Below are 14,815 nucleotides of genomic sequence, written 5' to 3' on the forward strand. Positions count from 1 at the left end.
CACCGGCCAGGCGTGGTGTTGACGATTTCGCGGGTCACTGTACCCGCATCGGTTCCAGGAACAGGGCCTCGACCAGGTCTCCGCACCATTTCAGCAGGTCGAGATCGCGCAGCGGCTGCCCGCCGATCGGCTTGGTCTTGGGCACCGGCACGAGCAGAGTCCTGGTGGCCTGCTTCCACAGCGACCGGGGATAGAGCCGCTGCAGCCGCACCTGCTGGGAGTCCCTCAGCTCCACCGGGGCGAACCTGATCTGCTGGCCCTGCAGCGTCACGTCCGTCAGCCCGGCCCGCCGCGCGTTGATCCGGAAGCGGGCCACCTCCAGCAGGTTGTCCACCTCGCGCGGCGGCCTGCCGTACCGGTCGTTGAGCTCGTCGAGGACCGCCGCGATGTCGTCCTCCGAGCCGATGGCCGCGATCCGCTTGTACGCCTCCAGCCGCAGCCGCTCGGAGGTGACGTAGTCGTGCGGCACGTGGGCGTTGATCGGCAGCTCGACCTTGACGTCCGGCCGCTCCTCCGTCTGCGTGCCCCCCGTGAGCTTCGCCTTCTGCTCCTGGACGGCCTCGGCCATCATCCGGACGTACAGGTCGAAGCCGACACCGGCGATGTGCCCGGACTGCTCGGCGCCGAGGATGTTGCCGGCGCCGCGGATCTCCAGGTCCTTCATCGCGACGTACATGCCGGCGCCCATCTCGGTGTGCTGGGCGATCGTGGCGAGCCGCTCGTGCGCGGTCTCGGTCAGCGGCGACTCGGGCGGGTAGAGGAAGTAGGCGTATCCCCGCTCCCGGCCCCGGCCCACCCGGCCACGCAGCTGGTGGAGCTGCGACAGGCCGTAGTTGTCGGCCCGGTCCACGATGAGCGTGTTGGCGTTGGGCACGTCCAGGCCCGACTCCACGATCGTGGTGCACACGAGCACGTCGAAGTCGCGCTCCCAGAAGGCCACCATGATCTTTTCGAGCTGGGTCTCGTTCATCTGCCCGTGCGCGACCGCGATCCGCGCCTCCGGCACCAGCTCGTGCAGCCGCGCGGCCACCTTGTCGATGGTGCGGACCCGGTTGTGGACGAAGAACACCTGGCCGTCGCGCATCAGCTCGCGCCGGATCGCCGCGCCGATCTGCTTCTCGTCGTACGGCCCGACGAAGGTGAGGATCGGGTGCCGCTCCTCCGGCGGGGTGAGGATCGTCGACATCTCGCGGATGCCGGTGAGGCCCATCTCCAGCGTCCGCGGGATCGGCGTGGCCGACATGGCGAGCACGTCCACCTGCGTGCGCATGTGCTTCATGGCCTCTTTGTGCTCGACGCCAAACCGCTGCTCCTCGTCCACGATGATCAGCCCGAGGTCCTTGAACCTGACCTCCGGCGACAGCAGCCGGTGGGTGCCGATCACGACGTCCACCCCGCCCGCACGGAGGCCGTCGAGCGTCTCCCGCACGTCGGCGTCGGTCTGGAACCGGGAGATCGGCTTCACCGTGACGGGGAAGCTGGCGAACCGCTCGCCGAACGTCGACAGGTGCTGCTGCACCAGCAGCGTCGTCGGCACGAGCACGGCGACCTGCTTGCCGTCCTGCACCGCCTTGAAGGCCGCCCGCACCGCGATCTCGGTCTTGCCGTAGCCCACGTCGCCGCAGATCAGGCGGTCCATCGGGATCGCCCGTTCCATGTCGCGCTTGACCTCGTCGATCGCTTCGAGCTGGTCGTTCGTCTCGGCGTACGGGAAGGCGTCCTCCATCTCCCGCTGCCAGGGGCTGTCGGGGCCGAAGGGGTGGCCCGGGGAGGCCATCCGGGCCGAGTAGAGCCGGATCAGCTCGCCCGCGATCTCCCTGACCGCCTTCTTCGCCCGGGTCTTGGCCTTGGCCCAGTCGGCGCCGCCCATCCGGTTGAGCGTGGGGGCCTCGCCGCCGACGTAACGGGTGACCTCGTCGAGCTGGTCGGTCGGCACGTAGAGCCGGTCGCCCCTGGCGTACTCGATCACGAGGTACTCCCGGGTCGCGCCCTGGATCGTGCGCTGCACCATCTCGACGTAGCGGCCCACGCCGTGCTGCTCGTGCACCACGTGGTCGCCGACCTTGAGCTGGAGCGGGTCGACCATGTTGCGGCGGCGCGACGGCAGCCGCCGCATGTCCTTGGTCGAGGCCTTCTGCCCGACCAGGTCGAGGTGGGTCAGCACGGCGACGCCGGGCGCGATGAACCCGTGGTCGATCCGCCCGGTGGTGACCTGCACGACGTCGGCGGGCGGCGGGCCGTCGAGGGACGGCACCAGCCGCGCCGCCACGTCCACGCCCCGGAGCAGCTCGACCATCCGCTCGGCCGGGCCGTGTCCCTCGCTCAGCAGCACGACGGCCCGGCCCGCGCCGAGCCAGCCCTTGATGTCGGCGAGCGCGCGCTGCGTGTCACCCCGGTACGCCTCGACGTCCTGGGCCTCCAGCTCGACGCCCTCCCCGAAGGGGGCGATGCTCCACCACGGCTGGCCCAGCTCGCGGGCCTGGTCGCGCACCTCCTCCAGCGTCCGGAACGAGGCCGCCTCCAGGTCGATCGGGGCCTCGCCGCCGGCCGCCGCGGCGATCCACGACGCCTCCATGAACTCCTGGCTCGTCCGGACCAGCTCGACGGCGCGGCTGCGGATGCGCTCGGGGTCGCAGACGAACACGGCCGACCGCACCGGCAGATGGTCGAGCAGCAGGTCCATCGACCCGGCGAGCACGGGCGCGAACGCCTCCATGCCCTCGACCGGCACGCCCTCGGCGAGCTGGTCCAGCACGTCCTTCAGCGCCGGGTGCTCCTCCCCCAGCTCGCGGGCCCGCCGCCGTACGTCGTCGGTCAGCAGCAGCTCACGGCAGGGCGCGGCGAACAGGCCGTCGCGCGCGACCTCCAGGGAGCGCTGGTCGGCCACCTTGAACCAGCGGATCTCCTCGACCGTGTCGCCCCAGAACTCCAGCCGGAGCGGGTGCTCCTCGGTCGGCGGGAACACGTCGAGCAGGCCGCCGCGCACGGCCACCTCGCCGCGCTTCTCGACCATGTCGACCCGGTGGTAGCCGTTCTGCACCAGCCGGGCCACCACGGCGTCCAGGTCGGCGTCGTCGCCCGCGTGCAGCCGTACGGGCGCGAGGTCGCCGAGGCCGGACACGATCGGCTGCAGCAGCGAGCGGACCGGGGCCACCACGACGCGCAGCGGCCCGGCGGCCGGGTCGCCCTCGATCGGGTGCGCCAGCCGCCGCAGGACGGCCAGGCGCTGGCCGACCGTGTCGCTGCGAGGCGACAGGCGCTCGTGCGGAAGCGTCTCCCAGGCGGGGAAGACGGCCACCGTGCTCTCGTCGATCAGGCTCGTGAGCGCCGCCGCGAGGTCCTCCGCCTCGCGCTCGGTCGCCGTGACGGCGAGCACGGGCCGTACGCGGGACAGCGCGGCCACGGCGAACGGCCGCAGCGCGGGCGGCGCCACCAGGTCGGCGCCCAGCTGGGCACGCGGATCGGCGGACTGCCCGGCGGCGTCGAGCGCGGCGGCCAGCCCTGGTTCGGCGGAAACGAGGTCGAGCAGTCCGGAAAGAGACATCAATGCCTTCAAAAGCCCCGTGACTAAGACAGCAGGCGTGCGGACACGGGCCCGATCCGCGAGACGATCCCGACCGGGCCGCGGCTACCAAGGCTACCCCCGTTTATCCGGCCCACTCCGTCCGGGCGCTCGGGGTATCCGGGGACGCCTGCGGTCCGTCGGCCGTGCCGAAGGCGCGACAGGCGCCTGCCTCGGTACGTGCCCGCTCGTTCCGCGCTCCGCGCGCTCCTCAGTCCAGACACGGCCGCGCCCTTCGCATGTCCACTCGCTCGCTCCGCTCTCTTCTCGGTCCGGACATGATGGGTGACGGCAAATGCGCAACGATGAGTCGCCGGGTGATTACTCTCGGTGTCATGACAGAGGTTCGGGTGTCGTCCGCCGACCAGGACGACGTGTTCAGTCAGCGGATCCGCGAGCAGTGGACCGACCAGCTCGGGCGGCGGCTCGACATCCTCGTCGCCGGGTGCGGCCGGGGCGGCGAGCTCGACGTCGGGCGGTACGAGCCCAGGATGACGGGGGTGGACGAGGACCTCCCGGCGCTGCGGGCCCGCACCGCCGCCCGCGGGGACCTGGAGGCGCGTCATCTCGGCGACCTGCGCCTGGTGCCGATCCCGCCGCGCTCCTTCGACGTCGTCTACGTGTCGTTCCTGCTCGAACGCATCCGCCACGCCGAGCTCGTGCTCGACCGGCTCGTCGCGGGGCTGCGCCCCGGCGGGCTGCTGCTGCTCAAGATGCGCGACCGCAGGTCGGCGTACGGCTTCTGCGACCGGACGATCCCCGGCTGGTTCAGGCGGACGGTGTGGCGGGCGCTCGCCCCGGCCGGGACCGTGGGGCCGCTGCCGGCGGTGTACGAGCCGCTGGCCTCGCGCGAGGGCATCCAGGCGTACTGCCTGATGCGCGGGCTCATGATCGCTGAGGACTACTCGGCGGTGAGCGGTTCGGCCCGGCGGGGCCCGCACCCCACCCTGGTCGCCCTGGTCTGCCGGGCTGTGGCCGCGCTCTCGCGGGGCGGGCTCAACGGCACCGAGGACGAGATCACCATGGTGATCCGGCGGCCCCAGAACCACTTCGCCCGCCTCATCTGACCCGGCGCCCGTCGTCAGGCCGGTCCTCGTACCGGGGCTCCGCGACACGTTCCGCGGCAGAGGGCCGGACGTCGCCGCGATGTCCGGCCCTCGCGGGTTCATGGGCGCGTGCGAGGGGCTCGGGTGCGGCCGTACTCCGAGGTAAGGTTTCCTGACCCCGACGACCCACCGACCGACGAAGCGGAAACGATGACCGAGTGGACGCCCGACGCGCGTGAGCTGGCCGACCTTGAGCTGCTGCTGTCCGGGGCGTACGCGCCGCTGACGGGCTTCCTCACCGTCGCGGAGGTGGAGAGCGTGGCCGGGCGCGGGCGGCTGCCCGGCGGCGCCCCCTGGCCCGACCCCGTCACCATCGCGCTGCCTGATGAGATCGGGCCCGGCGACCGCGTGACGCTGAAGGACCCCGAGGGCGCGGCGGTCGCGGTGCTGACCGTCACCGAGCGCGACGGGCACCACGCGGCCGGGCCGGTCGAGGCGCTCGACGCCCCCGTGTACGGCCCGTTCGCGCGGCTGCGCCGTACTCCGGAGGAGGTGCGCAAGGACCTGCCGGACGGCGGCGAGGTCCTCGCGGTGACCATGCGCGGGCCGCTCGACTCGGCCGCGCTCGACGACGTCGCGGCGACCGCGGAGGAACTCGACGCGGCCGTGCTCCTGATGCCCCTGGTCTTCGGGGAGGAGGGTCCCGCGGTGGTGCGGGCCGCGCTCAAGGCGGCCGAGCGGCTGCCCGGGGCGATGGTGGTCGCGGTGCCGCTCGCGCCGCGCGAGGACACCGAGATCGACCTCGAACTCCGCGAGCACGTGGCCCGCAACTACGGCGCCACCGAGCACTACGCCGGCCCCGCGCCGGTCACGATCCCCGGGCCGCCGCACCGGCGGGGGCTCGTCGTGTTCTTCACCGGCCTCTCCGGCTCGGGCAAGTCGACGATCGCGCGGGGGCTGCGCGACGCGCTGCTGGAGCGGGGCGGCCGCGCCGTCACCTACCTCGACGGCGACGTCGTACGGCGCCTGCTGTCGGCCGGGCTGACGTTCTCGCGGGAGGACCGCGACCGCAACATCCGCCGGATCGGGTTCGTCGCCGCCGAGGTCGCCCGGCACGGCGGCCTGGCGATCTGCGCGCCCATCGCGCCCTACGCCGCGACCCGCGACGAGGTGCGGGCGATGGTCGCGGCGGTCGGCGGCGACTTCCTGCTGGTCCACGTGGCCACACCGCTGGAGGAGTGCGAGCGGCGCGACCGCAAGGGCCTGTACGCCAAGGCGCGGGCCGGGCTGATCCCGGAGTTCACCGGCGTCTCCGACCCGTACGAGGAGCCGGAGGACGCCGACCTCGTCCTCGACACCACCGGCATGACGATCGAACGCGCGGTCGGGTCCGTGCTGAACCTCGTCGCCTCGGGCGGCTGGATCCGTTAGACCCGTTTTCCGGTAGACCCGTTTTCCGGACAGGGCCTGGCTTCGGCGGGGGCGGCGGCGGTCACTCGACGGCGTCACTCGACGGCAGCCACTCGACGAACGGTCACTCGACGAACGGTCACTCCACGACGGCGGGGGCGAGCGCGGCGGTGAGCAGGCGGCGCGGGGCGCCCGAGCCGTCCGCCGGCGCCGTCCAGACGTCGGCGCCGAAGTCCCCCGGCAGGGCGTAGCCGAGTGTGCGGTCGTCGAACCACACCGCCTGGTCGTCGACGCTGCGCCGCTCGGCGACCGGGGTCTCCCGCATCGTCCGGAGGTCGAGAACGTAGAGCCGCCACGGCGCGTCCTCGGGCAGGCCGGACACCCGCTTCTTGAACGCGACGCGGGTGCCGTCCGGGGAGAGGGACGGGCACTCCACGTTCTGCCGGACCGTGGTCAGGCTGCGGGCCGCGACGTCGCCGCGGGCCAGCCACGTCCGGCCCCCGGTGGCGAGGGTGACCCAGAAGTGGCCGTCGTCGGCGAAGGTCACCCCCCACAGGTTGACGTCGGCCGCGTGATAGGGGCGGCCGTCCTTGACGACGCGGTAGGTCTCCAGGCTGTCCTGCAGGGACCAGGTGCGCGTGTCCAGGATCGAGGTGCGGGTGGAGAAGTTCGTCCCCGCGTACGAGTCGCCGCTCACGAAGACGGTCCAGGCCGCCATGCGGCCGGACGGCGAGACCCTCGTGCGGGTGGGGATTCCGGCGAGGGGGAACGCTCGCCGCACCCGCAGGCGCGCGTCGAGCACCACGGCCCGGTAGGTGTCGCCCAGTGAGCCGTGCACGGCCTGCAGACAGGAGCCGGTGCCGGACGAGGCGTGGAAGCGCAGGCACCGCACCCCCGCCGAGACGCGCGGGGCCCCCGGGTCGTCCGCGGGCACGGAGACCACCTCGTCGCGGTGCGGACCCCACTCCATCGTCCGGAAGAGCATCCTGCGCTCGGGTCCCGCCGCGAGTGTGACCGCTCCAGGAGCAGCGGCGGGCTCCCCCGCCCTGGCCAGGCCCCGGCTCTCCGCGCGGGCGGCGGCGTGCACCACCGCCCAGACGGACAGTCCTCCGAGGAGCAGGACCGCGGCCAGCAGGACCGTCAGGCGGGGTGGGCGGGTCGCGGGCGGTAAGCCGGGCACGTGGGGTGGGCCGGGCACGGGGTTCCCTTCTCGGCGCACGCTCAGGTCGCCCGCTGCCGGGAGGGGGTCCCGGCGGGGCCCGTGGGGGAGCCCGCTGAGGGGCCCGTGGAGGGGCGCAGTGCGGCGATCGCGACGGGGGTGGAGATCGCCAGCGCCGCGGTCGCGACGGCGAGGGCCGGGCCGTCGCCCCAGGCCGTCCAGGCGGCGCCGAAGGCGATCGAGCAGGCGAACCGGGCGAGGGCCTGGCCGGTGCCCACCAGGGCCAGCCCTCTCGCCCGCATCGCGTCCGGCACGAGCCCGGCGACCGCGGCCGCCAGCACGCCGTCGGTCGCCGCGTAGAAGGCGCCGTGCAGGACGAGCACCGCCACCACCGACACCGCCACCACCGGCAGCGGCCCGCCGGGGACGGCCAGCACGACCCCGTACGCGGCGAGCAGCGCCAGGTGCCCGAGCAGGAACAGCCTCCGCCGGCCGATCCGGTCGGCGACGACGCCGAGGGGCACGGCCAGCAGCAGGAAGGCGGCCGCGGTCCCGAGCGGCAGCAGGGGGAACCACTGCGCGGGCACCGCGAACCTGCGCTGCAGCAGCAGGTAGACGAAGGAGTCGCTCACCGTCGTCAGCCCCAGCAGCACCGCGCACGCCGCCAGCCGCCGTACGCCGGGCATCCGCAGGAGCGCGGTCACCCGGAGCGGGCCGGAGGTCGCCGCACTCCCGGCGGCGGCGTTCGCGGCGGCGGTGTCAGCGGTGGCGGCGTTCGCGGCGGCGGTGTCAGCGGCGGCGGTGTCAGCGGCGGCGGTGGCGGGGCGGGCGGGGACGAAGAGCACCAGCACCACCACGCCCAGCACGGCGACGCAGGAACTGACCGTGAAGACGGCGTCGTAGCCCTCCGCCGCCACGCCGAGCACCAGGAACGCCAGGATCGGCCCGCAGAGGGCTCCGGTGGTGTCCATCGCCCGGTGCACGCCGAACGCCCGCCCCCGGCGCTCGGGCGGAGTGGCCAGCGAGATGAGGGCGTCCCTGGGCGCGGTGCGCAGGCCCTTGCCCGTACGGTCGAGCGCCAGCACCGCGCCGATCACCGGCAGGGTGTGGGCGACCAGCAGCAGCGGCTTGCACAGCGCCGACAGGCCGTAGCCGGCCACGGCGACCGCCTTGTGCCGCCCGCCCCCGCCGTCGGCGAGGTGGCCTCCGGCCAGCCGCACGAGGGCGCCGACCCCGTTGTAGACGCCGTCCAGCACCCCGAAGCCGAGCGGGGACAGCCCCAGCGCGGAGACGAGATAGAGCGGCAGCACGGCGGTGACCATCTCCGCCGACACGTCCGTGATCAGGCTCACCGCGCCCAGGGCCAGCACGGTTCCCGGGACGGCCGCCCACCGCCGTCCCCGGTGCGGGACGACGGCGGGCGTGCCGCGGCTGTCCGCGAGGTACACGCGGTCAGTTCCAGACGCCGGAGACGGCCGACGCCGACGCCGCGTTGCCCGCGTGGGCGGTGCCGTACATGTCTTCGATGGTCCGCAGCAGGTTGTAGTGGTTGTAGGTGGTTCCGGAGGACGATCCCGCCAGCACCGGCTGCCCGTACAGCACGGTGGCGATGCGGTTGCCGCTCAGCCGGTCGTCCTCGTCGAAGGTGACCACGAGCAGGCTGTTGTGGGTCTTGGCCCAGGTCGCGTACGCCCCGAGGTTGTTCTTCAGCCAGGTGTCGCCGGTGGACACCGAGCAGTCGTGCATGTCGCTGCACAGGTTCGGGACGACGAACGACACCGCCGGCAGTTTGGTGAAGTCGGTGGGGAACTGGGCGAACGTGTACGCGGTGGACGTCGGCACGTTGGAGAACCCGAACCAGGGGTTGTGCTTGCGGGCGTACTTCCCGCTGCTGCACGTGGTCGAGCCCTGGCTGGGCAGCGTCTCGTTGTAACTGGCCCAGCTCCTGCCCGCCGCGATCAGCTCGGACGCCAGGTTGGGCTTGGAGCTGAAGCCGGGGGTGTAGCAGGAGTCGTCGGTGATGCCCTGCGTCGACCCGGAGAACATGGCGAAGTAGTTGGGCTGGCTGGGGTGGGTCTCGCCGTAGAAGGCGGTCAGGTTGGCCCCGCCGCTCTTCAGCGAGTTGATGTACGGCGCGCTGGAGCTGCCGACGACCTGGGAGTAGGCGTGGTTCTCGAAGACCACGACCACCGTGTGGTCGGGTGTCGGCAACGTGGCCGCCCGGGCGCCGATGCCTCCGGTGGCCCACAGGCCCAGGGAGGCGGCGGACAGCGTGAGGGCGGCGGCGAGAGCGGTGATCCGGCGGGACGGCATGGCTGTCCTCCACTGGGGGGTGTCTGCGACCGGCTCAGGCTAGGAGCGCGTCGTGACGGGGACCGCTCGCCCGACGTTAAGCCGGGCCGAACGGTGGGTGAAGCCCTCCTGTCGCTTGGATCCCGTACGGCCTCGCGGCGCGGCGCTGTGGCGGCAGGGCGGGTCAGGAGGCCGGCACCGGTGTGGAGGTGAAGCGGCGGTCCCGGCCGAGCTGGGCGAACGCCCGGGTGGCGCCGGGTGTGGTGTCGAACCGGGTGTCCCCCCGGGGCGCCAGCGGCGAGTCGAAGTAGACCAGCGCCTTGATCTGCGGATAGTTCCCGATCTGGCGGGCGACGGAGTCGAAGAAGTCGCGCTTGAAGTGCGGCGCGTCCGGCCGCTCGAACGCGCCCCACTCGGCGACCATGATCGGCTTGGCCGGGAACCTGGCCTGCATCCACCGGTAGAACCCCGGCCACCCCGGCACGTCGGGGCGGGTCTTGTCGACCAGCGAGGCGAAGTCGCCCACCCGGCCGTCGGCGTAGGGGTCGAACGCCACCCAGTCGACCACGTCGTCACCCGGGTAGAGCCGGCCGAACCACGGCCTGGCCGTCCAGTTGGGCGCGCCCATGTAGGTCATCACGGTCACCGCATTGCGCACGCCCCGCTCCCGCAGACGGGTCACGACGTGGCGGAACATGGCGGTGTAGTCGGCCGCCGTGTATCCCCCGCCCTCGCGCACGTCGTTTTCCGGCTCGTGGTGGATCGTGAGGAAGAACCGGCCGGGGAAGGTGCGCCTGACGTGCTCGGCGAGCCGGTCGATCCGCCCGTCCACGTCGCCGCGGGCGACCTCCGCCCAGGTGTGGTCGAGCGCGGGCTTCCAGTTGACCAGCAGCAGGCGGGGCCCCTTCGCGACCTCCCGCTCCTCCGCGGTCGGGAAGAGCTCGCCGCCCCGGTGATAGACGTGCACGATGTCGGCCCTGCGGCCCATCCGCCGCTCGGCGAGCTCGATCGCGCGGACCGGGCCGCGCCCGGAGAAGACGTCGGGCGCGATCCCCCACCACACGCCGCACGTCGGGATCAGCTTGTCCGTGACCGCGCAGGCGCCCGCCGCTCGCGCGGCGCCGTCCCCCGGCTTTCCCGGCCCCGCGCCGGCTCCCGGCCGCCCCGTCGTGGTGCCGCCCGTCGCGGTGCCCCCGCAGGCCGTCAGGCACGCCCCCGCCACCAGTACGGCCACGCCGGCGATCCGTCTCATCGCGCCCCCCTGTCCCCGCAATGGATGGGTGAACACCATCCCACCGACTCCCCGGATTCCGAGGCCGTTTTCCTCATCTCATGTGTACGGAAATAGTGCGTTTTAAGTAGCTAATTGGCGGCCATTGTCCCGAGGGAATTCAGCAATAGCCCGGGGCGAAAGTCCGCCGCCGCCTATAGTTCGAAATCGGGTCAGGCCGGAGGGCCGCCCGGACCGCGGACGCGCCCGTCTCCGACGGCGTGCCGCCGCTGTGCCGCGACCGCGGCGGGGTGACGAACGAGCGCACGGAGAGGTCCATGAGCCTGCCGCCGCACAGCCGCGACATCGGGGAGTACGGTTCGGTGCTCTGGCGCAGGCGGCTGGTCGTGGCCGCCTGCCTGCTGGCCGGAGTGGGCGGCGGGGCGGCGGCGCTGGCGGTGGCCCCCGCGCGGTACACCGCGGTCGCCCAGGTGCAGGTGCTGCCGACCGGCATACAGGACCAACTCAATACGCCGAGCACCCGGCAACGCGAACCACTCAATCTCGACACCGAATCACAGATCGCCCGCTCGGCGGTCGTCTCCGCCGTTGCCGCCAGAACTCTGAAATATCAGGACGCGGAGGAATTACGGGAACACGTCATGGTGGACGTGCCACCCAATTCCGCCATTCTCTCCATTTCTTACACGGCGTACGATCCCATGGCCGCGGCGGCGGGCGCCCAGGCGTACGCGGAGGCGTATCTGCACAATCGCGCCCGCGCCGCCGAGGACGCGCTCGCCGCCCAGCTCAAGCTCATCTCCGCGCGGCTGCGCCAGGTCGAGGACGACCTGGACGGGGCCGCCGGGACCACTCAGGCGGCCGCGCAGACCGGGCAGACGGCCGGGCGGACCGCTCGCACGGCGGGGCAGGGTGATCCGGCGGCCCGGCTGGGAGCGGCCCGGCGGCAGGCCGTGCTCGCCCGGCAGGTGTCGGATCTCACCCTGCGCCACGACGCGCTCAGGACGGTCGCGGTCACGCCGGGCACGGTGATCAGCCCGGCCCGGCCGCCGATCCGGCCCAGCAGCCCCAGCCCATCGCTCTTCCTGGGCAGCGGTCTGTTCCTCGGGATACTCGCGGGGGCGGGCGCCGCCTTCGCCCGCGACCGTACGGACACGCGGTTGCGCACCTGCGCGGACGTCGAGCGGATGTGCGGCCTGCCCCTGCTCGCCGAACTGCCGGCCAGACCGGGCCCGGAGTTCCTCGGCGAGATGGCCGCCGCCGTCGCCACGTCCCTGGGCGGCGGCCCGCACCGGCTGCTCGTCGAAGGCGTCGGGGCCGACACCGCCGGGTCTCGGCGGGGCGGGGACGGCACCCGGACAAGGCGGGTGGGGGCCGACGGCGGAGCCCGGCGAGCCGGCGCCGACGGCGTGGCCAGGCAGATCGCCCGGGGACTCGGCGGCACGCTCGCCCATCTCGTGCCGGTGACGGTCGTGACCGGCCGGGCCGCCCACCCGGACTCCGCCCTGCTGCTCGTCGGCCTCAGGCGGACGACCTCCACCGAGGTCCTCCAGGCCGTACGGCAACTCAGGAGGCAGGGAGCGCGGGTGCTCGGCGTGGTCACCATGCCCCGGGGATTCACGGCACCCGCTCCCGCGCCCACCACTGGGCCCATCACCGAGCCCACGAGGTGGAGCGCTTGACGTCACTCTTGGTACCGCCCGCCGGCGTACGGGAGCCGAAGCGCGGCAGGCACCGCGCGCCGGTGGACGGGCCGGTGAGCGGAGCGGCGCGGGCGTCCGCGGCGGCGTGGCCGATCGGGGCGCTCCTGCTGGGTTATCCGCTCTGGTGGGCGCTCGGCCTGGGGGCCCTGTCGGTGGTGGTGCTGGCCGTGCCGATGGCGGTGGTGCTGTGGCGCAGGCGTCCGATCAGGGCGCCGAAGGGCTTCGGCCTGTGGGCGCTGCTGCTCACGGGCTACCTGGTCAGCGCGCTCACGCTCGCCGAGACCCCGGACGGCACCTACGGCGAGCTCAACACCGGCCGGGTCATCGGCTATCTGATGCGGCTCGCGGTCTACGTCTCGCTTCTCGTCATGGTTCTCTACCTGGGCAACCTGACTCTGGAGGAGCTGCCGCAGCGCACGCTGGTGAGGTGGCTCGGCGCGCTGTTCCTGACGGCCGTCGCGGGCGGGCTGCTCGGCGTCCTCGTCCCGCGCTTCGAGTTCACCTCGCCGCTGGAGATGGCGCTGCCGTCGTGGCTCGGCGGCAACCCGTTCGTCGCCAACCTGATCCATCCGACGGCGGCCCAGGTGCAGCACGTGCTCGGGCACGCCTCGCCGCGTCCGGAGGCGCCGTTCGAGTGGGCCAACGCCTGGGGCAGCGACGTCTCGGTGCTGGTGATCTGGTTCGTGGTGGGCTGGTGGACCTACGGCGGGCCGTACCGGCGGGCGGCGGCCGTGCTGCTGCTCGCCGTCGCGGCGGTCCCGGTCGTCTACTCGCTCAACCGGGGCCTGTGGATCGGGCTCGGGGTCTCGGCGGCGTACGTGGCCGTCCGGGGCGGGCGTCCCCTCCTCTCGGGCCTGGTCGCGGCCGTCGCGGGGGTCGCCTTCCTGCTGTCGCCGCTGAGCGGGATCGTCGCGCAGCGCCTGGACAATCCCCAGAGCAACGGCATCCGGGCCTTCACGATCGCGACCACGGTCCGGGTCGCGGCCACGTCTCCGGTCATCGGCTTCGGCAACACCCGCACCGCGTACGGCAGCCACCGCACGGTCACGACGGGCCGCAGCGCGTGGTGCCCCGACTGCGGCCATCCGCCGCTGGGCAGCGACGGGCACCTGTGGCTGCTGCTGATCAGCCAGGGCTTCACGGGGGCGCTGCTGTACGTCGCCTTCTTCGCCGGCGCGGTGCGGCGCTACTGGGCCGACCGGTCGCCGATCGGCAAGGCCGGGACGCTCGTGATGCTCCTCGTGCTGCTCTACATGGTCGTCTACGACGGACTGGTGAGTGCCCTGACCCTCTACCTGATCTCCTTCGCCCTCCTGTGGCGCAACGGAGCCACGACAGCCACCTATGTGCACCTCGACGATCGGCGGCGGTCATGAGAGACGCGACCATCCGTCTTCGCTACCTCGACGAGGTCCTGGAAGAGCTGTTCCCGGCCGGTGGAGAACGTGACGGTGACCGGCCCGCCGGGGTGACGGCGCGCACCGTGCTGCCGCACCGCCTCGTGCCCCGGCGGGTGGTCCCCCGCGCGTGGTGGCACGCGGCTCTGGGCCGCGGCCTGCGGACCGGCGGGGCGTCCGGCACGATCGAGACGCACCTGAGCGAGGTCCTCGGCCGCCGCGTGCGCGTCGTCGTCCACGTCAGACCCGCCCGCCGCGCCAACCGCAAGCCGGTCCTGGAGGCGTACGACTCCTCCGGGCTCGTGGCGTTCGTGAAGATCGGCGCTTCGGAGCGGGCCCGCGCGCTGGTGCGGCACGAGGGCGAGGTGCTGCGCGGGCTCGCCGATCGGGCGCTCAAGGTCGTCGCGCCGCCCACGGTGCTGCATCAAGGTGTGTGGCGTGGCCTGGAGGTGCTGGCGCTGTCACCTCTGCCCGTCACGTCCCGGCGAGTACCGCCCGGCCTGCTCGCCTCGGCCGTACGGGAGATCGCCGCCCTCGGCCCCCGCACCGGGACCGGGACGGCGGGGCCCAGGCATCAGGACGGGCCGCCCGGTGACCCGCACGCGGACCGTGACCGGACCGCGGCGTGGCATGGGGACTTCACCGCGTGGAACACGGCGGCGGGCCCGGACGGACGGCTGCTCGTGTGGGACTGGGAGCGGTTCGCCGTCGGCGTGCCCGTGGGCTTCGACGCGCTGCACCACTTCTTCCACCGGGCGCTGCGCCGGATGCCTCCCCCGGTCGCGGCCCGCGCCTGCCTGGCCCAGGCGGGCCGGATCCTGGAGCCGTTCGGCGCCGACGCCGCCGGAGCGCGTCGTACGGCGGCCCACTATCTGATCACCCTCGCCGAACGGCACCGCCGCGACGGCCACGAGCCGCTCGGGTCCCCCGCCACCTGGCTCAACCCCGCCATCGACCACCTGGAGTGCCTGCTGTGAAACCTGTCGGACGCGCCCGATCGCGCGGGCGAGCTTCC

General features: G+C 73.3%; 10 protein-coding genes. 5 read left to right on the forward strand and 5 right to left on the reverse strand.

Features of this window, described 5'->3' with window-relative positions:
* Nucleotides 1-34: 34 nt before the first annotated feature.
* On the reverse strand, nt 35-3,544 hold the full coding sequence (mfd, locus tag OG344_RS04365; RefSeq protein ID WP_405087071.1) for a transcription-repair coupling factor: 3,510 nt from the start codon (nt 3,542-3,544) through the stop codon (nt 35-37).
* A 353-nt stretch (nt 3,545-3,897) separates the two neighbouring features.
* Here mfd and OG344_RS04370 point away from each other — a divergent pair, with 353 nt between their 5' ends.
* Nucleotides 3,898-4,629: a methyltransferase domain-containing protein gene (locus OG344_RS04370; protein ID WP_405087072.1), complete on the forward strand. Its 732-nt coding sequence runs from the start codon at nt 3,898-3,900 to the stop codon at nt 4,627-4,629.
* A 123-nt stretch (nt 4,630-4,752) separates the two neighbouring features.
* The gene (gene cysC, locus OG344_RS04375; RefSeq protein WP_405087073.1) at nt 4,753-6,039 is read left to right on the forward strand and encodes an adenylyl-sulfate kinase; all 1,287 of its coding nucleotides are present in this window, start codon (nt 4,753-4,755) and stop codon (nt 6,037-6,039) included.
* Between the two features lie 118 nt (nt 6,040-6,157).
* Here cysC and OG344_RS04380 read toward each other — a convergent pair whose 3' ends face one another.
* From OG344_RS04380 to OG344_RS04395, 4 genes are all read right to left on the reverse strand, one after another.
* Nucleotides 6,158-7,216: a TolB family protein gene (locus OG344_RS04380; RefSeq protein ID WP_405087074.1), complete on the reverse strand. Its 1,059-nt coding sequence runs from the start codon at nt 7,214-7,216 to the stop codon at nt 6,158-6,160.
* A gap of 23 nt (nt 7,217-7,239) precedes the next feature.
* Nucleotides 7,240-8,625, reverse strand: coding sequence for an MFS transporter (locus OG344_RS04385; protein WP_405087075.1), 1,386 nt, complete (start codon nt 8,623-8,625; stop codon nt 7,240-7,242).
* Nucleotides 8,626-8,629: 4 nt separating this feature from the next.
* The gene (locus OG344_RS04390) at nt 8,630-9,490 is read right to left on the reverse strand and encodes an alkaline phosphatase family protein (protein ID WP_405087076.1); all 861 of its coding nucleotides are present in this window, start codon (nt 9,488-9,490) and stop codon (nt 8,630-8,632) included.
* A gap of 163 nt (nt 9,491-9,653) precedes the next feature.
* A complete protein-coding gene (locus OG344_RS04395; RefSeq protein WP_405087077.1) occupies nt 9,654-10,721 on the reverse strand; it encodes a glycoside hydrolase family 26 protein in 1,068 nt (355 codons plus the stop codon).
* Nucleotides 10,722-11,017: 296 nt separating this feature from the next.
* Here OG344_RS04395 and OG344_RS04400 point away from each other — a divergent pair, with 296 nt between their 5' ends.
* From OG344_RS04400 to OG344_RS04410, 3 genes are read left to right on the forward strand one after another with little or no spacing between them, the layout of a single operon-like run.
* The gene (locus OG344_RS04400; RefSeq protein ID WP_405087078.1) at nt 11,018-12,382 is read left to right on the forward strand and encodes a Wzz/FepE/Etk N-terminal domain-containing protein; all 1,365 of its coding nucleotides are present in this window, start codon (nt 11,018-11,020) and stop codon (nt 12,380-12,382) included.
* Entirely contained in the window at nt 12,379-13,779 is a 1,401-nt protein-coding gene (locus OG344_RS04405; RefSeq protein ID WP_405087079.1) for a hypothetical protein, read from the forward strand. The genes OG344_RS04400 and OG344_RS04405 overlap by 4 nt, the downstream gene beginning before the upstream one ends.
* Nucleotides 13,776-14,777 (forward strand): hypothetical protein, encoded by a 1,002-nt coding sequence (locus tag OG344_RS04410; protein WP_405087080.1) that lies wholly within the window; start codon nt 13,776-13,778, stop codon nt 14,775-14,777. The genes OG344_RS04405 and OG344_RS04410 overlap by 4 nt, the downstream gene beginning before the upstream one ends.
* Nucleotides 14,778-14,815: the final 38 nt, after the last annotated feature.

The organism is Microbispora sp. NBC_01389 (assembly GCF_045040095.1).
Taxonomy (GTDB): Bacteria; Actinomycetota; Actinomycetes; order Streptosporangiales; family Streptosporangiaceae; genus Microbispora.